The sequence below is a fragment of the Brevibacterium sediminis genome (assembly GCF_013623905.1).
In the GTDB taxonomy this organism is placed as follows: Bacteria; Actinomycetota; Actinomycetes; order Actinomycetales; family Brevibacteriaceae; genus Brevibacterium; species Brevibacterium sediminis.
On the sequence record NZ_JABKDD010000004.1, the window covers coordinates 275,317 to 293,451 of the forward strand.

The following is an 18,135-nucleotide window of genomic DNA, read 5'->3' on the forward strand; positions in this document are numbered from 1 at the left end:
ATTGGACACGTTTGTCCAAAATGCTTTAGTCTCGTCACGTGGGCAGGAAGAAGAGTTTCGACGAGCAGTCGGTCATCGATGCCGCCATCGCCGTGTTCAGCGAGCACGGCTATGCGGGAACCGATGTCGGACTGGTCTGCGAACGCGCGAACATCGGCCGCTCGAGCTTCTACAACACCTTCGACAGCCTCGACGCCGTCTTCCTCCGCGCCCTGCGTGACTATACGGCCACGAGCATCCCGCTCAGAGAGGAACTCGAGCGCAGCCTCGAGCCCGCTCCCGTCCTGCTCATGCACCGCCTCCGCGGCGAGCTGAAGAAGCAGTGCGACGACGAGAACCGGACCGGGTGCCTGTCGGCGAACACGGCCGCCGAGCTCGGCCGCGAAGTCGATGTTGTGTGCTCGATCCTCGACCCCGACCGCAACGCGTGGCTCGACACCTACTCAGGCATCATCGAGCGCGGTCAGACCGCGGGCCATATCCTCGCTGACATCGACCCCCGGATCCATGCCCCACTCATCCACAGCGTGCTCGCCGGCCTGCGCATCGCCGCCCGCGTCATGACCACAGAGGACGTCCTCGCCCAAGCCCGAGCCTTCGTCGCAGGACTGTGCACTCCGGCCGGCAGGGCCACCCTCGAGACCGAAGGTGCCCCAGGTGCCTCGACGAAAGGCAGCCCCACCCCATGACCACTTCGACACCGCTTTCCCTCAGGCCTCGGGTGCCTGGTCAGGTCTATCTGTTGGCCGCCGTGATCTTCTGCCTCGGCACTAGCGAGTTCATGATCGCCGGAATCCTCGAACCCTTGAGCGCTGACTTGAGCGTGACGATCCCGCAGGCGGGCCTGCTCATCACCGGTTTCGCCGTCGGCATGATCGTCGGGGCACCGGCCATGACCCTGCTGACGCTGACCCTGCCCAGGCGGGCGACGATGATCGTCATGATCATCGGCTTCTCCTCCCTCCACATCCTTGCAGCGCTGTCACCGAGCTACGGACTGCTCATGGCCTCAAGGGTGCTGTCTGCCTTCGCCTGCGGCGGGTTCTGGGCCGTCGCCGCCGTCCACACCTCAGCCATCGCTCCCGCCGCCGTACAGGGCCGTGCACTCGCCAGTCTCGTCGGCGGACTCACAGTAGCCAACCTCGTCGGAGTGCCGATGGGAACATGGATCGGCACCCAGTTCGGGTGGCGGTCGACCTTCTGGGCGGTCGCCCTCGTCACTGCACTGGCCGCAGTTCTCATCGCCGTGACCACCCGGTCGGACGCGAAGCCCACCGACCCAGCGAAGCCTGCCGACTCAGCGAAGTCCACCGACCCAGACGAAGCAGAATCACCCACTCCCGCCGAGGCGGCTCCCGGCCTGCGCACTCTGCTCCGCGCCGAGATCGCCGCGTTCAAGGGACCCCGAATCTGGTTGGCCCTGGGCACGACGGCGCTGTTCCAGGCTTCGGTGTTCGCGTCCTTCTCCTACTTCTCGCCGCTGCTCACTCAGGTGGCCGGACTGTCCGCGGACCTCGTTCCCGCAGTCCTCGCGGCCTTCGGCGTCGGTGCCTTCATCGGTGTCGTCGTCGGCGGGCGCTTGGCCGATAGGGACATCTTCGGCAATATCGTTGGCAGCCTCACGGCACTGACTCTCAGCCTCGGCGCCCTGTGGCTGGTCGCGGACAACGCAATCCTTGCCGTCATCATGATCGTCCTCGTCGGCGCCAGCGGTTTCTCCATCGCCGGGGCGCTCAATGCCCGCGTCTTCCAGATCGCGACTCAGGCACCGACCCTGGCCGCCAGCGTCAACACTTCGGCCTTCAACGTCGGCAATGCGCTCGGCCCGGCCGTCGGCGCCTGGGTCATCGCAGCCGGGCTCGGCTTCCCCGCCACGGTCGTCGCCGCCATCGTCCTCGCGCTCGCTGCACTCGCCGTAGTGGCCGTGGCGATCCGCGTCGAACGGACGTGGGCAGGGCGATCCGAGCCCACCCTCGCCGAGGCGGCCTGCTAGTCCCAGCGGGACTCAGCTCAGAGTCCCGGCCGGCTGCAGCCGTTCGCGCACGTCCTTCCACGGCTTGTCCCAGGACATGTCCTCCGGCAGCAGCACTTGACCGCAGGCACTGCACACCTCGCCCTGAGTCGTCTCGGCGCCGCAGGCTTCGTGGATGAGTCCCATATGGCCTCCGCCGGCAGGCAGTTCGGTGTGCTTCTCTGCCCACAGGGACAGCTGCTGCAGGATCGGCAGCAGATCGGCGGCGGCCTCGGTGGCCGCATACCCCTGCCGGATGCGCGCCCCGTCGGCGTAGTCGACCTTCGTCAGCAGCCCGGCCCCAAGCATTCCGGACAACCGCCGGCTGAGCACGGCTTCGGAGATTCCGAGATTCTCACGCAGCTGGTCAAAACGCCCACGACCGTGGAGGACATCGCGGACGATGAGCAGCACCCACGGATCGCCGAGCACGTCGAGCGACCGCTTCACCGGACAGAACTCCTGCGACCAATCCGAACGCAAAGCCATCACGACTACCTTTCTTCGACGAAGTCTGCTTATACTTCCTCCAGTATAACTTCTTTGAAGAAAGCCCGAGGGATCGATGTCGACCACTCCACCCGCGCAGCGGAGGCACCGCCGCATCCACCCCGCCTGGTGGGTCGCCGCCGTCGCCTTCATCGCCCTGCTCGCCGCCGCCGGATTCCGGGCTGCTCCCGGAGCGCTGATGGTCCCGCTCCATGCGGACTTCGGGTGGTCGATGAGCAGCATGTCCCTGGCCGTGAGTGTGAACCTCCTTCTCTACGGGCTCACCGCTCCCTTCGCTGCAGCGCTCATGGATCGCTTCGGCATCCGCCAGGTCGTGGCGGCCGCTCTGGCTCTCGTCGCCCTCGGCGCCGGAGGCAGCGTGCTCATGACCGCCTCCTGGCAGCTGCTCATCTTCTGGGGCGTCCTCATCGGGCTGGGCACCGGTTCGATGGCCCTCGTCTTCGCCGCGACCATCGCCGATCGCTGGTTCGTCGCTCGCCGTGGTCTCATCATGGGCATCCTCACGGCCGGATCGGCCACGGGCCAGCTGATCTTCCTGCCGCCGGTCGCCACGATCGCCGAGTCCACCGGGTGGAAGCCGGCATCCCTACTCATCGGCATCGCGGCGATGGCCGCCGTGCCGCTGGTCTGGTTCGTCCTCCGCGATCATCCTTCCGACCTGGGCGTTCTGCCCTATGGTGTAGCTGATGCGAGCACGGAGAGCACGACCGAGCCTGAGGGCGACACCCCGACCAAGGCGGAGTCCGCTCCGACCACCCCCGCCGAGCGCCGCGGCGCAGGCGCCGCCCGACGCGCCTTCACAGGGCTCTTCTTCGCCGCCCGTCATCGCTCGTTCTGGGCTCTGGCCATCGCCTTCGCCATCTGCGGCGCGACGACGAACGGCCTCATCGGCATCCACTTCATCCCCTCGGCCCACGACCATGGAATGCCGGCATCGACGGCGGCCGGTCTGCTCGCGGTCGTCGGGATCTTCGACATCGTGGGCACCGTCTTCTCCGGTTGGCTGACCGATAAATTCGATCCCCGGATCCTCCTCGTCGCGTACTACACGTTCCGCGGGGTCGGCCTGCTGCTCCTGCCTTGGCTGCTCTCGGACACGGTGCACCCGAGCATGATCCTCTTCATCGTCGTCTACGGCCTCGACTGGGTCGCGACGGTCCCGCCGACGGCCGCTCTGTGCCGCGAGATCTTCGGAGACAACGGCACCATCGTCTTCGGCTGGGTCTTCGCCGCCCATCAGATCGGGGCCGCCGCCGCTGCCTTCGCCGCCGGCGCCGTCCGTGACGCCTTCGGTGAGTACACCTACGCCTGGTGGGGCGGGGCAGCCATGTGCGTCATCGCCGCGGTCCTGTCGTTCGCGGTCAGACGCCGTCTGATCGATGATCGCAGGAAACCCGCCACCGCCGAGGCGGCAGCATAGTCCCAGCTCGGCCGAGGTTCAGTCCTGTTCTTCCGGTTCCCACAGCTCAATCCGATTCCCTTCGGGATCGGTGACCCAACCGAAGCGTCCGATTCCGTCCATCTGCTGGGTCTCGTCGTCCACCTCGGCGCCGGCTTCGCGCAGCTGCGCGATCATCGCGTCGAGGTCGGCGACGCGGAAGTTCAGCATCGTCTGCTGCCGGTCCTGGTCCTCCGGCCGCGTCCCGAAGTAGTCGGTGTCGGCTCCGAACATCGCCATCACGGTCGGTCCGGCCGGCTGCCGCCACAGCCCGTGATCACCGAAGTCGACGCCGAGGAAGTCGCGGTACCAGGCCGTCATCGCCTCGGGGTCGGCCGCCCGCAGGAAGTATCCGCCGATTCCATTCACTCTCTCCATGGATGAATGGTAATCCCAGGCATGGACTCAAGTGTCGCGGAATGTCGGGAGACTGTAGTTTGTTACAGGGCACAGATCGTCAACCCGTGAAAGGACGTTCCATGAGCAAGTTCGCTGTCACCAATGCCAACACCGGCGAAGTCGAGGAGGAGTTCGCCTCTGTTCCCAAAGAGGAGATTCCCGCCTACATCGATCGTGCCCATGAGGCACATCTGGCGTGGAAGGAGACGCCGCTGCATGAACGCGCGGCGATCCTGCGCAAGTTCGCCGATCTCGTCGATGAGAATGCCGATGAGATGACCGACATCATCGGTCGTGAGATGGGCAAGATCAAGAAGCAGGGCCTCGGCGAGGTCGACAAAGTCGCCCGCACCGCCCGCTGGATGGCCGACAACGCCGCCACCCATCTGTCCACGACCCACCTGGCCGCCGCCGGCGCGGCCAGCAGCTATGTCGAGCACCAGCCGCTGGGCGTGCTGCTGGGCATCATGCCGTGGAACTTCCCGTACAACCAGATCGCCCGCTTCGTGCTGCCCAACCTCATGGTCGGCAACACGATCATCATGAAGCAGGCATCGATCTGCCCGAAGTCCTCCCAGTACTTCGAGGACCTCCTCACCGAGGCGGGACTGCCGAAGGGCGTGTACCAGAACATCTACCTCGACTCCTCCCACGCCGAAGAGGTCCTCAAGGACTTCCGCGTCAAGGGCTTCTCGCTCACCGGTTCCGAGGGTGCCGGCGCGTCTGTGGCCGCGATCGCGGCGAAATACTACAAGCGCGCGGTCCTCGAGCTCGGCGGAAACGACCCGGCCGTCGTCCTCGACTCGAAGGACGTCTCCTCGGTGGCGCAGAAGCTCGTCGGGATCCGTCTGGCGAACGCCGGCCAGGTCTGCACCTCGCCGAAGCGCATGATCGTCGTCGATGAGCTCTACGACGAATTCGTCGCCGAGGCGGTCAAGGCCGCCGAAGCCATGAAGATCTCCGACTTCGACGACCCCGAGGTCGGCATGGGACCCGTGTCCTCCGAAGGTGCTCGCGACGAGATCATCGAGATGATCGAGAAGGCCGTGGCCGATGGTGCGACCCTGCACACCGGCGGCAAGAAGCTCGACCGCCCCGGCTGGTTCATGTCCCCGGCCGTGCTCACGGACATCGACCCGCACTCGGACCTCGGCTGCAACGAGCTCTTCGGCCCGGCCGTGATGATCTACCGTGCCAAGGACGAGGAGGATGCTCTGCGTCTGGCCAATGATTCCGAGTACGGCCTCATGTCCTCGGTGTGGACCGACGATCTGGAGAAGGGCCAGGAGTTCGGCAAGAAGATCAACGCCGGCATGACCCTGATCAACAGCCACATGGAGTCCGGACCGGAGTACCCCTTCGGCGGCATCAACCGCTCCGGCTACGGCCGTGAGAACGCTCAGTGGGCGTTCCAGGCGTTCACCAACGAACACCTCATCCGCGTCCACGCCTGATCAGGTGTGAGACCTCAGGTTCACCCCTGAGAACCCAATCACCGAGGTGACCGGACGGTTTCACGACAGAACGAGCCCGCCGGGCAGCGACATGATCGCTGTTCGGCGGGCTCGTCCTCGTCTCTGTGATCCGATCATCTCACTCGAGTGAGATATCCCCATTGCCGGTGGTGACCTCGACGGAGTGCGGGCTGTCGGGATCTTCAGACAGCGAGTTCGACTCCGCACCGTTATCAGTTCTCAGTGATACGGCGTAGGTCCCACTGGGCAACGAGGTGCTCACAGCACCATTGTCGGTCGTCACCCTCAGACTCGACGGCGCTTCATCGAACGTCAGATCGACCGCCCCGTTCTCTGCCCGTGCCGAAACATTGTCTGAGCTCAGACCGCTGGCGTGCTGGTCACCATTCGTGCTCCTCAGCGTCAGATCGCCGGCAATGTCCGTCGCCGATATCCCGCCGTTCTCCGTCGCGATCGACACCGGCTTGTCGAAATCCTTTACAGACACCTCTGCATTATCGGCTTGCAGTCTCACCGCCGCGGACTGCGGGATGACCACTTGGTAGCGCACCTCGCACGAAGCGAGGAATCCGCAGTCCGTGGACAAGGTGAGCTCGTCGTCTGCGATCGCCCATGTCGCCTGCCCCGCCTTCCCGGTGAACCACCTCGTCACTTCGACTGCGTCGACATCGCCGGGCCGCAGAGCGATGTCACCCCCGGACTCCATGACAATACCCAGATCATCGCCGCCTATCCGAAAAGAGCGACTTTCGGGATCGACTGCGTCGAGCGAAGGTCCGCAGGAGCTCAGCCCGATCGCACCGAGAACCACCACGCTCGACAGTGCAATAGCCTTCGACCATCTCTGTACGTTCATTTCGACTCGCTCCTCGTCATGTGTCCTGCCACCGACACCATCGTCGTCAACTCCGCCGTTCGGATTCGGAGTGTGTGATCGCTTCGATCAGGGCGGCAATGGCCCGTTTGATCGCAGTCGAATCAACCTGCTCCGGGTCCGCCAGATGCTCCATCGACAGCCCGTTCGTCAGACAGTGCAGGACAAGAGCCGCCACACTGGGATCGATTGAGAGCTCCAGGCCGCTCCGTGCAGCGACCTCACGGATAGCACGCTCGGCGGCCTCTCGCTGTGTTCGCCGTAACGGCCCCCATGACTGTCTCGCTGCGGGGTCCCGTGCGGCTCGTGCCGCGAATTCGAGGCCGAGCCGACCCCGCTGCTCGTCCTCCGTGATGCTCTCTGCGACGACGCCCGCCACGAAGGCCGCGACTTCGTCTGCCGATCTCGCGGGAGCCTGCAGCAGTCGGTCTCGTTCGCTTGTGGAGCGGTCCTCGAGGACGGCAGCGAAGAGTCCCTGCTTGCTTCCGAAGTTCGAATAGACGGCACCCTTGGTGAATCCGGCTCGCAGCGCGATGTCGTCTACGGTCGCATCGGAGTAACCGGACTCGGCGAATGCCTCCGCGGCTGCGGCGATGAGTCGCCGTCGGACCTCGGACCGCGGGATGCGTTTGGCGACTTCTCGGTCGTTCTGCGGCTGGTGCATGCCGATACATTACAGTACTTTCAGTACTGAATACTAGAAGTATCCAGTTTGCCAACGGCTCACCCAGGATACTCGCAGTCTCACAGCAAAGAATCTTGGGCCGAGCTGCAGCCCATCATGGCTCAGACGACCGACTCGGCATAGAGGGCCGACACGAGAGGTGCGAGCTCTGGCATATCCCGTGCCTCGTCAAGAGCGAATTCGAGCACACTGTCATGCGTCGGATGGGCTTCGGCGAGCAGCGTCTCACCGGCAGGGGTGAGTTCGGTGTAGATGCCGCGACGGTCGTCGGCACAGAGCACACGAGTGAGCAGCCCGCGGTCCTCGAGGCGGGTGACCAGCCGCGTCGTCGCGCTCGATGACAAGGCGGCAGCGCGGGCGAGCTGCCGCATGCGCATATGCCAGCCGTCCTGCCGGCTCAGCGCATCGAGGACGGTGAATTCGACCACGGAGAGGTCGTGCTCGCGCTGCAGGCTGCGTTCGAGCTCGACCTCGATGAGTCCGTGCAGAGCAGCGAGCGTGCGCCAACCCTTGGCCCGGATCTCCACCGCGTCGTCCCTGATACCCACGTCATTCTCCTTGTTCTCGACGTCTCTCAAGGATACACCACTTGCGCGGATAAGACGCGTGTGCAACTATATTCATTGCGTCTGCAACTACTGCATACGCGCCCTATTGCACACGCACGTGATTTCGCGACCGCGGAATCCGCTCCCCACCGAAAGGTCTGCACCACCATGCCGCTCGCACTGCTCGCTCTCGCCATCGGCGGGTTCGGAATCGGACTCACCGAGTTCGTCATCATGGGCCTTCTACCCGAGGTGGCCGCAGACTTCGCGGTCTCCGAGACCGTCGCCGGCTACCTCATCTCCGGCTATGCCCTGGCCGTGGCGATCGGAGCCATCGCGATCACCGTGGCGCTGAGCCGGGTCAATCGGAAGACGGCTCTCATCGGCCTCATGGTCCTCTTCATCATCGGCAACGGACTCTCGGCTCTCGCCCCGAGCTACGAGATGATGATGGTCGGTCGCATCGTCGCGGCACTCTGCCACGGCGCCTTCTTCGGCATCGGCGCGGTCGTGGCCGCTTCCCTGGTGCCCGCGAACCGTCAGGCCGCGGCGATCTCGATGATGTTCGCGGGTCTGACCACGGCAAACGTCCTCGGAGTCCCCTTGGGCACCTTCCTCGGCCAGGCCGCCGGATGGCGGTCGACCTTCTGGACCATCGCGGTCATCGGCATCATCGCCCTCATCGGCATAGCCGTCCTCGTCCCCTCGATTCCGGCACGATCGGACGCGGCCTCGGGCATCCTCGGCGAATTCCGCATCTTCGCCTCCGGTCAGGTGTGGGCGTCGATCCTCATCACGATCCTCGGCTACGGGGGCATGTTCGGAGCCTTCAGCTATATGGCGTTCACGCTCACCGGAGTGACCGGCTTCTCCAGCGCCGCCGTCCCATGGCTGCTCGTCCTCTTCGGAGTCGGCCTCTTCATCGGCAACATCCTCGGCGGTCGGGCGGCCGATAAGAACCTCGGGGCGACCCTGCTCACCCTGCTCATCGGTCTCGTCGTCATCCTCGCCGTGTTCTCTCTGATCGCCGAGAACAAGGTCGCCACGATCATCGCGCTGGTGTTCATGGGCGGGTTCGGCTTCGCCACGGTTCCGGCCATGCAGATGCGCATCATGCGCCACTCCGGCGACGCGCAGACTCTCGGGTCGGGAGCGAACATCGCGGCCTTCAACGTCGGCAATGCCTTCGGGGCGTGGGTCGGCGGACTGACCATCGCCTCGGGCCTCGGCTATACCTCACCGCTGTGGGCGGGTGCGCTCGTCACCGTCGGCGGGCTCATCACCCTCCTCATCGCCGGACGCGCGCGGGGAGGGGAATTGCGCCAGAAGGCAGTAAACACCGAGGCCACCGCGGATCCCGAGTGGGAATCGCAGTCGGTCTGAGGCTCTGTCTGCCTCAGCCGAGGCCGGGACCGACGCGGATCGCGTCGGCGGCGTCGAGGGCGAGTTCGATGTTCTCGTCGCCGACTCTGACCGCGATCGCCGAGGCGGCCGAGCTGATCGATCTCACCTGCAGCTTCGTGCCGATGACGATTCCACGATCGGTGAGGTAACGCAGCAGTTCAGGCGACCGGTCGGAGACGCGCACGACCTCGACCTCGACGCCCGGGGCGGTCTCCTGCAGCCGCCGGCTCGGGAAATCGGCTGTGTGCCCGTCGGCATCGGGAATCGGATCGCCGTGCGGGTCACGCTGCGGGCTTCCCAACGCTGCGTTCATCCGTTCGAGCACGAGATCGGAGACGGCATGTTCGAGTCGATCCGCCTCGTCATGGACCTGATCCCAGGTCAGCCCCAGAGCCTCGACGAGGTAGGACTCGACGATGCGGTGGCGTCTGACGATCTCGACGGCGATCTGCCGGCCCACATCGGTGAGCACGATCTGCCCGTAGGGTTCGTAGTCGATGTAGCCGTCGCGAGCGAGCTTCTTGAGGTTCGCCGACACCGTCGAGGCGGTCACTCCCAGCTGTTCGGCCATCTCGGTGGTGGCGGGGCGACCGCCGGGCCATTCGTAGGCCTTCCAGATGAGGGTGACATAGTCCTCGACCATGCGAGTGACAGAGGGGCGCGGCATGATCGTCATTCTACGCGCGGGTACCGGTCGACTTCGGGTCGGCGGACATTGTGACGGGCGGTTCGCGCTCCGGATCGGCCGCCTCGGCGGGGTCTGCACCGTCGTCACTGCGCTGCGGTCTGCGGAACGGGGCAGCGAGCGTGGGGAGGATGTCACTGCGGTGGAGGATAAGGAAGACGATCGCCAGCACCGCTTGGATCGCGGAGAGGACATAGCGGCCGGAGGTGTCCGTGACGAAGAACTGCACCCCGAAGAGCGCGGCGAGTCCCAGCGCTGGTGCCCAGTGGAAGCGCAGGGCCAAGATGATCGCCACACCGAGGAGGGTCTGCGTGGCCGTGAGCGTGAACTCCTCGATCTGCCGCCCGTCCAGAGGCAGCCCGAGACCACCCCCACCCGCGAAATGCGCGATCGGCAGGGAGCCGACGAGCAGGCTCCATTGGTTGACCTTCGAGGCGATGAGTGTGCCGATGGCGGCCCCGCCCATGCCGCGCAGGGCGAACATTGCTGCGATGATGAACTCGGGGGCCTCCGAGGCCAGCGGGGCCAGCCACTGGACGAGGAAGTAGCTGTCGATGCCCAACGCCGAACCCGAGGCCACGAGCGCCTCGGCGAACGGTTCGGCAGACAGCAGGATGATCGCTGCCGAGACGACGAACATCGTCACCACCGTGATCCGACGGGCCTTCTGCGGCATGGCGACGATGAGAGCCGCGGCGCCGACGAACTCCTCTTCGTCATCGCCGGCGGCCTGCCCGGCCCGCCACAGATAAGCGACGAAGATGAGCACGAGGGCTGAGCCGAACCAGATGGGGATGCTGCCGAGCAGCGGAATGGCGAAGGCGATCACACCGAGGATGACGAGGAAGCCGATGTCCATCCGGCTGCCCGAGTCGATGTGCAGGGAATGCTGGAAGGGGGACTTCGTCCGCTTGGCCATGCGGCGGGCGACGAGGAGGGCGATGATGACGACGAGCGGCCACCCGAAGCCGAGCAGAAGTCGGTTCGATCCGGTCATATTCGCCGCCGCGAAGTGCAGGTAATCCGGATCCGTTCCGGAGCGGAACGCGTAGTAGAGGTCCACGGCGTATTCCGGGAGGACCGCGATGAGGGCGAGCAGGGCGATCGCGAGAGCACCCGAGATGTCCTTCGGCGCCGCCTCGGCGGCCCAGGCCAGGAGGAAGGCGGCCGCGACGATGGCGGCGCCGAACGCGAGGAGCTCGAGAACCGAGGCGAGTTCGATGCCGGTGATGCGCAGCACCACGGCGGGTGCGGCGATGACGAGGCAGATCGCGATACGGCGGATGATTGCGGTGGGCATATCTCAAGACTTCCCGCCGCGAATCGGGTGTGTCTACGCACAACTGAGACTTAGACGTCTCCAACAATTGCGGCGGGCCCCGGGATCCGCTTGTTTCTGGGGATCACACGGCCCGTTGAAACGGGTAGGTGTGCCTCAGATCACCGGAGTTCGGAGAGTGCCGCGGCGAGGTATTCTGCAGACGGCCCCTGCCCGGCGTCGACGATGTCGGCGGGGGCGCCGGTCGCCACGACCCGGCCGCCGTCATCACCGGCGCCGGGGCCGAGTTCGACGACGTGATCGGCGACTGCCACGACGCGCATATCGAGTTCGACCATGATGACCGTGTTGCCGGCGTCGACGAGGGTCTGCAGGTGTGCGACGAGCCGGTCGGCATCCGCACAATGCAGTCCGGAAGTGGGTTCGTCGAGCACGTAAAGGGTGTCACCGCGCTGGGAGCGCTGGAGCTCGCTGGCGAGTTTGACCCGCTGCGCCTCGCCGCCGGAGAGCTCGGTGGCGGGTTGGCCGAGGCGCAGATAGCCGAGGCCGACGTCGATGAGTGCGGTCAGGGAGCGCATGATGTCGAATTCGCCGGTGAAGAAGTCGTGGGCTTCCTCGACGCTCATCCCCAGGATCTCGGCGATATTGCGTCCGCGCCACAGGATCTCCAGGGTGCTCGATTGGAAGCGGGTGCCGTGGCAGTCGGGACACTCGGTGTAGACCGAGGGCAGGAACAGCAGCTCGACCATGACCAATCCTTCACCTTCGCAGGTGGGGCACCGTCCGCCGGCGACGTTGAAGGAGAAGCGACCGGGCTTGTAACCGCGCTCTCTGGCCTCAGGCGTCTCGGCGAAGCGGCGACGCACATGGTCGAACAGGCCCGTATAGGTGGCGACGTTGGACCGGGGCGTGCGGCCGATGGGCCTCTGATCGATGCTCACCACCCGTCGGATCCCGGTGAGTTCCCCGGTGACGGTGCCCTCAAGCTCCTCGGGTTCGTCAGTGAGCAGGAGCTCGTCATCATCGGACGCGGGTTCATCAGCAGTTGTGGAGGTGCCCAGTCGGTCGCCGACGATGGCCGGGAGCACCTGGCTGACGAGGCTGGACTTGCCCGAACCCGATACTCCGGTCACGGCGGTCAGCGAGCCCAGCGGCAGATCGAGGCTGATGTCGTGGAGATTGTTGCGGCGGATGTTCTCAAGGTGCATCCAGCCTCGCGGCTGCCGGGGTTCGTGGGGTTCGAGTCCACGTCCGCCGAAGACATAGCCCCTGGTCACGGATTCGTCGATCTCGGCAAGTCCGGCCGTAGGTCCGCTGTAGAGGACGTCTCCGCCGCGTTCGCCGGCGCCGGGTCCGATGTCGACGAGCCAGTCGGCATGGCGCATGATGTCCACGGAGTGTTCGACGACGAAGAGGCTGTTCCCGCGGTCCTTCAACCCGTCGAGGATGCCCAGCAGGGCATCCACGTCCTGCGGGTGAAGGCCGGCGGAGGGTTCGTCGAGCACGTAGACGACGCCGAAGAGGTCCGAGGTCAGCTGAGTGGCCAATCGCAACCGCTGCAGCTCACCTCCGGACAGCGTCGGTGTGGTCCGATCGAGTGAGAGGTACCCGAGACCGAGATCGACGATCGGCCGGAGCCGATCGATGAGACCCTCGCCGAGGCGGACGAACGCGGCGAGCTTGTCCGCAGCCGGGTGGTCGTCTGCCTCCGTAGCCGCCTTCGCCGAGGCGACCTCATCGCGGAGGACGGACATGAGTTCATGCAGCGGCAGCGCGGAGAATTCGGCGATGTCGAGACCGGCGATCGTCACCGACAGAGCGTCGGGTCTGAGTTTCTTTCCGTGGCACACGGGGCAGGGACCGGCACTGAGGAATTCGGCGACGCGCCGTTTCATCCCGGCGCTCTTCGTGTTCGCAAACGTGTCGAGCACGTACTTCCGGGCTCCGACGAAGGTTCCCGAGTAGGTCGGTTCGGCGCCTGCTGCGATCGCTTCGCGCGCCTCGTCCAGCGTCAGCCGGGAGTGGACGGGAAGGTGCGGAGTCTCTTCCGTGTAGAGGATCCAATCGCGGTGTTCGCGCGGCAGGTCCTGCCAGGGGACATCGACGTCGTAGCCGAGAGCGACGAGCACATCGCGCAGCTGGTGGCCGTGCCAGGCCTTCGGCCAGGAAGCGATGGCGCGCTCCCGGATCGTCAGCGTCGGATCCGGGACCATCTTGTCCTCGGGCACCTCGTAGACGCGGCCGATTCCGTGGCATTCCGGGCAGGCACCTTCGACGGTGTTCGTCGAAAAATCCTCGGCCAACAGCATCGACTGCCCCTCCGGGTACCGTCCCGCCCGTGAGTAGAGCATGCGCACGAGGCTGGACACCGTGGTGATGCTGCCGACGCTCGAGCGTGCGCTGCGCCCGCCGCGCTGCTGCTGCAGGGCGACTGCCGGCGGCATTCCCGTGATCGAATCGACGTCGGGGACCCCTGCCTGATCGATGAGCCGGCGGGCATACGGTGCCACGGATTCGAGGTAGCGGCGTTGGGACTCGGCAAAGAGGGTGCCGAAGGCCAGGGAGGATTTGCCCGATCCGGACACTCCGGTGAACACGACGAGCGCATCCCGGGGCACGGTGAGATCGACGTTGCGCAGATTGTGTTCCCTGGCCCCGCGGACTCGCACGTCCGGCTGGATCTCGGTCGAGGATGTCGGAGCCGAGGGCACAGAGGAGGTCATGAGGTCACCGTACCAAGGTCGGGACCTCCGATCACCGAGGTGGCCGACAACAGAACCCCTCGTTCCGGGAAATTCGGAACGAGGGGTTCGATGTGCCTCAGTCGACCGCTGTCATGGGCCGACCTTTATTCGGCGGGGCCGACCGTCATTCGACGGGGCTGGCCTCGGTCGGTTCGACCACCTCGGCGGGGTACTCTTCCTGGTCCTCCGGCTTGCGGATGAAGAACGCGAGGACGATCGGGACGATCGCGATGACCGTCGCCAACAGGAACGCGGCGTGACCGCCGGGGGCACCCGCCTCGGGGACGGACTTGCCCTCCGCCTGACCCGAGTGCAGGGCCGCGGAGTAGATCGAGATGAGCAGCGCGGTGCCGGCTGCTCCCGCGACCTGCTGCAGGGTGTTGAGCGCTGCCGAACCATGGGAGTACAGGTGGCGCTCCAGCGATCCCAGCGAGGCGGAGAACAGCGGGGTGAACGATGCGGCCAGGCCCAGTGACATGACGATCTGGACGATGATGAGCAGCCAGATCGGCGTTCCCACGCCGGCCGTCGAATACGCGAACATCGAGGACGCGATCATGATCGTGCCGGGCACGAGGAGCGTCTTCGGTCCGCGGGCGTCGTAGATCCGCCCCATCACCGGTCCGAGCAGACCCATGATCATCGAACCGGGCAGAAGCACGAGACCGGACTGGGTGGCACCGAGTCCGACGACGCTCTGCAGGTACAGCGGCAGCAGGGAGAAAGTGCCGAACATGGACAGTGCGACGACGGCCATGATGATGACCGAGAAGACGTAGTTCCGCGAATTGAACACGCGCAGGTCGAGCAGGGCGCGATCACCCTTCTGCAGGACGAGCTGACGCCATACGAAGAGCGCGAGGAAGACGACTCCGCCGCCGATCGTCGCCCACGCCAGGGTGCTCGTCGATCCGCCGCCTGCCTCACCGCCGTGGCCTCCGCCGAACTGGCTGAGGCCATAGACGATGCCGCCGAAGGCGAAGACGGACAGAACGATGGAGATGACATCGATCGGGGCGTGCGTCGACTCGCCGAGGTTGGTCATCCACTTCGCACCGAGTGCCAGTGCGATGAGTGCGATGGGCAGGATGATGCCGAAGAGCCAGCGCCAGCCCAGCGAATCGAGGACGATGCCCGACATCGTCGGTCCGATGGCCGGGGCCAGCGAGATGACAAGGCCGACTCGACCCATCATCCGACCGCGCGAATGTGCCGGGACCACGTTCATCATCGTGGTCATCAGCAGGGGCATCATGATGCCGGTTCCTGCGGCTTGGACGATCCGTCCGATGAGGAGCAGCAGGAAGCCCTGCGAGACGAGGCAGATGAGGGTGCCCGCAGAGAACAGGATCATCGCGGCCAGGAAGATCTGGCGGGTGGTGAAACGCTGCAGGAGGAAACCGGTCGTCGGAATGACGACGGCCATGGTGAGCATGAAAGCGCTGGTCAGCCACTGGCCGAGCTCCGGAGGGATGTCGAGGGCCTTGTTGAGTTCGGGAATGGCGATGGCCATCGTCGTCTCATTGAGAATGGCCACGAAGGCAGCCACCAGCAGCAGCCAGATGACCTTCATACCGGCGGGGTCGATGGTGTCGTTATGCTGTGTCTGCGCGTGTGCGGGTGAGCTGTCGCTGGACAAGACGGTGCTCCGTTCGGATGTGTCTGAGGGGCCCGGGATGTGGGCGGAGGTCGCACGCAGATGCCGAATCGACGCGCAGACGAAAGTGTCAACAGCATCTCAGACTAACGTATTCCCGAATACCTCCGACAGTGGGGAGAACCCGAAATCGCGGCGATCTTCGTCACTGCTTGCTCGGTCTCCTCAGCAGGTGTCGTATCGGTACCCGTGATCGCCTGCGGCGACGAGGTCGCGGTCGCGCTGGATCATCAGCGGCGGACGATCCGGGACGGTGCAGGCGGCGGCGAAGTCCAGCCCCGCCTCGGCGAGGGTGTCGGGATATTCGATGGCGAGGACACGGTCGCCGTAGATCTCGGTGTACGCGGCGCATTCGTCGAAGGCGGCGCATTCCTCGGCCACGGCGAAGTCGAAGCCGAGCTGAGAATGAGCGGTGTCGGCGAGCTCAGCGGCGTTCTTCTGTGCGATCGACAGACCATGGGCGTGGGCACGGTCGACATACGCGGCCGCGAGTTCCAGGGCACCGGTTCGGTCGATGTCGGGGAATCGGTCGGCCGTGTCGAGATTGTCGATCTCCACGGCGTCGAATCCGGATTCGGCGCAGCCGTCGATGACGGGGCCGATGACATCGAGGATCTGGGATCGTCGGTCTGCGGTCGAGGGGTCGAGGATGTGTTCGTCCGGCCAATCGGGGTCGACGACCAGGTCACCGGCGGCATCGTGGAGCAGCAGGTCAGCGTGGTCGCGCCAGTCCGCAGCCTCGTCAGGTTGGGTCTGGAAGCCGTTGACGTAGCAGACGGAGTAGGCCCCGGTCAGGGGTGCGGCACCGGCGTCGCGGACGACGATATCGATCCGACCCTGCGGATCCGGCAGCGAGTCATAGGTTCCGCCGAGCTGGTAGTCGAAGGTTCCTGACGTCGGCAGCGAGGGCGCTACTGAGGTCGGCATCGTCGATGGCGGCGAAGCGTTCGCTGAACAGCCGCCCATTGCCACCGCAATGCCGATGGCGACCGCGGCCGCCATCCACCGCGGTGGAATCGGGCTCAGCAGAGGTCTCATGGAAACACTGTAGACGGAGGCGGCCGGCATCGATGTCGCGGCGGAGTTCACACTCTCTTCGATTCGACGTATCGGATGTTCACTTAAGCGCTGTTAACGTCGGCAGAGGAGACGACCCGTCACCGAGGCGGATCGTCTCCTGGAAAGTCACTACCAGTCACACAGTCAAGCGGAACGAACGGATGAGAATGACTCTGAAGAACGTCACCACGAAGACCATGACAGCTGCGATGATCGCCGGAGCCGCCGTGCTCGGCTCCAGTTCGATCGCCTCCGCCGCCCAGCCGGCTGCACCGCCCGCCGCTTCCGCGGGAGCCGCCTCCGCCGCAGCCGAGAACTCGGCTGCGGACTCCGGCACCGCCTCGGCGAGCCCGGAGGCGGAGAAGAAGTTCTCGAACATCGGAGACTTCCTCAAGCACTACAAGGGCCAGTCGCTGGCGAACTCGCAGGGCGGCTACCAGGGAGAATGCGTCAGCCTCATCTCCCGGGCCCTCGAAGAGGTCCACGGCGTCGACCACGGAGCGTGGGGCAACGCCGTCGACTATCAGGCAGGCGGCTCCGGCGGTGACAAGATGAAGGCGAACGGCTTCACCTGGCACACCGACCAGAAGTTCGAGAACGGCGACATCCTCGTCTGGGGCGACGGCGACAACACCACCGCCTACGGTCACATCGGCATCTACTACGAAGGCCAGGTGTGGCACCAGAACTTCAACGGCGACCGCAGCCTGCACACCTATGACGGCCTCATCGATGGCTACTTGGGCTACTGGCGCGCCTGATAGGTTTTCGCAACGACGAAGGCTCCGAACCACATTGGTTCGGAGCCTTCGTTCTACGAGTGCTGTCTCAAAACTACTCGAGTGGAGGTAAGGGGACTCGAACCCCTAACCCTCTGCTTGCAAAGCAGATGCGCTACCAATTGCGCCATACCCCCGAAACGGGTTCACACCCTCACACCGAGTCGGTGTGTTCGGACCATTCGGCTTGGGCACTCTGGTTCTGGTGCCGCCACCCGAAGAACACTCCCAGTCCCACTAACGTGAGACCGCTGAGAATCCATCTTCTCATGATCCTCCTCGAAAGGAAATCCTGTTGTGACAGGACGTGGGCCTACCTGGACTTGAACCAGGGACCTCTTCGTTATCAGCGAAGCGCTCTAACCGCCTGAGCTATAGGCCCTCATCGGGTGAACCCGAAGTAAAACAATACCCATCGACCGCAGCTAAACACAAATCGACGCCCAGTGACCCCTCTCACACCCTCCCAGAACTACTGTGAGTATTGATGGTGGCTGGTCTGGGACTGGCTGGCAGAGTAGGAACTGACCGTCCCATCGATCATCATGACCCGCAGAACTACTGACTCGAACGATGTCCTCGTCGGGA

16 protein-coding genes and 2 tRNA genes are annotated in these 18,135 nt (G+C 65.1%); 6 read left to right on the plus strand and 12 right to left on the minus strand.

All coding sequences use genetic code 11. The annotated features are described in order from the left end of the window. The first annotated feature begins 38 nt into the window (after window positions 1-38). A complete protein-coding gene (locus tag HK108_RS08870; protein WP_181271215.1) occupies window positions 39-689 on the plus strand; it encodes a TetR/AcrR family transcriptional regulator in 651 nt (216 codons plus the stop codon). Further along, window positions 686-1,993 (plus strand): MFS transporter, encoded by a 1,308-nt coding sequence (locus HK108_RS08875; protein WP_181271216.1) that lies wholly within the window; start codon window positions 686-688, stop codon window positions 1,991-1,993. The genes HK108_RS08870 and HK108_RS08875 overlap by 4 nt, the downstream gene beginning before the upstream one ends. Before the next feature lie 12 nt (window positions 1,994-2,005). Here the strand turns inward: HK108_RS08875 and HK108_RS08880 are convergent, their stop codons facing one another. Next, window positions 2,006-2,500, minus strand: a complete 495-nt coding sequence (locus HK108_RS08880; RefSeq protein ID WP_181271217.1) for a winged helix-turn-helix transcriptional regulator — start codon at window positions 2,498-2,500, stop codon at window positions 2,006-2,008. Window positions 2,501-2,576: 76 nt separating this feature from the next. On the opposite strand from HK108_RS08880, the gene HK108_RS08885 reads away from it, so the two are divergent. After that, entirely contained in the window at window positions 2,577-3,941 is a 1,365-nt protein-coding gene (locus HK108_RS08885; RefSeq protein WP_181271218.1) for an MFS transporter, read from the plus strand. A gap of 18 nt (window positions 3,942-3,959) precedes the next feature. On the opposite strand, the gene HK108_RS08890 is transcribed toward HK108_RS08885, so the two are convergent. Next, window positions 3,960-4,337: a VOC family protein gene (locus HK108_RS08890; protein WP_181271219.1), complete on the minus strand. Its 378-nt coding sequence runs from the start codon at window positions 4,335-4,337 to the stop codon at window positions 3,960-3,962. Between the two features lie 101 nt (window positions 4,338-4,438). Here HK108_RS08890 and HK108_RS08895 point away from each other — a divergent pair, with 101 nt between their 5' ends. Beyond that, window positions 4,439-5,812, plus strand: coding sequence for an aldehyde dehydrogenase family protein (locus tag HK108_RS08895; RefSeq protein ID WP_181271220.1), 1,374 nt, complete (start codon window positions 4,439-4,441; stop codon window positions 5,810-5,812). A gap of 139 nt (window positions 5,813-5,951) precedes the next feature. Here HK108_RS08895 and HK108_RS08900 read toward each other — a convergent pair whose 3' ends face one another. From HK108_RS08900 to HK108_RS08910, 3 genes are all read right to left on the minus strand, one after another. Then, window positions 5,952-6,689: a DUF4097 family beta strand repeat-containing protein gene (locus tag HK108_RS08900; protein WP_181271221.1), complete on the minus strand. Its 738-nt coding sequence runs from the start codon at window positions 6,687-6,689 to the stop codon at window positions 5,952-5,954. A 46-nt stretch (window positions 6,690-6,735) separates the two neighbouring features. Continuing rightward, window positions 6,736-7,371 carry a TetR/AcrR family transcriptional regulator gene (locus tag HK108_RS08905; RefSeq protein ID WP_181271222.1) on the minus strand — a complete coding sequence of 212 codons (636 nt, stop codon included), beginning with the start codon at window positions 7,369-7,371 and terminating at the stop codon, window positions 6,736-6,738. 122 nt (window positions 7,372-7,493) lie between these two features. After that, on the minus strand, window positions 7,494-7,940 hold the full coding sequence (locus tag HK108_RS08910) for a MarR family winged helix-turn-helix transcriptional regulator (RefSeq protein WP_181271223.1): 447 nt from the start codon (window positions 7,938-7,940) through the stop codon (window positions 7,494-7,496). Window positions 7,941-8,108: 168 nt separating this feature from the next. Here HK108_RS08910 and HK108_RS08915 point away from each other — a divergent pair, with 168 nt between their 5' ends. Continuing rightward, window positions 8,109-9,323, plus strand: a complete 1,215-nt coding sequence (locus tag HK108_RS08915) for an MFS transporter (RefSeq protein ID WP_139467614.1) — start codon at window positions 8,109-8,111, stop codon at window positions 9,321-9,323. A 13-nt stretch (window positions 9,324-9,336) separates the two neighbouring features. Here the strand turns inward: HK108_RS08915 and HK108_RS08920 are convergent, their stop codons facing one another. The 5 genes from HK108_RS08920 to HK108_RS08940 all read right to left on the minus strand — a co-directional run bounded on the left by HK108_RS08920 (window position 9,337) and on the right by HK108_RS08940 (window position 16,747). Then, entirely contained in the window at window positions 9,337-10,011 is a 675-nt protein-coding gene (locus tag HK108_RS08920; RefSeq protein ID WP_139467613.1) for a metal-dependent transcriptional regulator, read from the minus strand. Between the two features lie 10 nt (window positions 10,012-10,021). Beyond that, window positions 10,022-11,329, minus strand: a complete 1,308-nt coding sequence (locus HK108_RS08925; RefSeq protein WP_181271224.1) for a calcium:cation antiporter family protein — start codon at window positions 11,327-11,329, stop codon at window positions 10,022-10,024. A 140-nt stretch (window positions 11,330-11,469) separates the two neighbouring features. Then, complete coding sequence (locus tag HK108_RS08930) at window positions 11,470-14,031, minus strand: excinuclease ABC subunit UvrA (RefSeq protein WP_181271225.1); 2,562 nt, start codon at window positions 14,029-14,031, stop codon at window positions 11,470-11,472. A gap of 145 nt (window positions 14,032-14,176) precedes the next feature. After that, window positions 14,177-15,625: an MDR family MFS transporter gene (locus tag HK108_RS08935; protein WP_181271240.1), complete on the minus strand. Its 1,449-nt coding sequence runs from the start codon at window positions 15,623-15,625 to the stop codon at window positions 14,177-14,179. Window positions 15,626-15,874: 249 nt separating this feature from the next. After that, on the minus strand, window positions 15,875-16,747 hold the full coding sequence (locus HK108_RS08940) for an endo alpha-1,4 polygalactosaminidase (protein ID WP_218973611.1): 873 nt from the start codon (window positions 16,745-16,747) through the stop codon (window positions 15,875-15,877). Between the two features lie 188 nt (window positions 16,748-16,935). On the opposite strand from HK108_RS08940, the gene HK108_RS08945 reads away from it, so the two are divergent. Then, window positions 16,936-17,529, plus strand: a complete 594-nt coding sequence (locus tag HK108_RS08945; RefSeq protein WP_139467610.1) for a CHAP domain-containing protein — start codon at window positions 16,936-16,938, stop codon at window positions 17,527-17,529. Window positions 17,530-17,611: 82 nt separating this feature from the next. On the opposite strand, the gene HK108_RS08950 is transcribed toward HK108_RS08945, so the two are convergent. Together HK108_RS08950 and HK108_RS08955 are read right to left on the minus strand one after the other, a co-directional pair. Beyond that, a tRNA-Ala gene (locus tag HK108_RS08950) sits at window positions 17,612-17,684 on the minus strand. Window positions 17,685-17,855: 171 nt separating this feature from the next. Next, window positions 17,856-17,929 (minus strand) — tRNA-Ile (locus tag HK108_RS08955). Window positions 17,930-18,135: the final 206 nt, after the last annotated feature.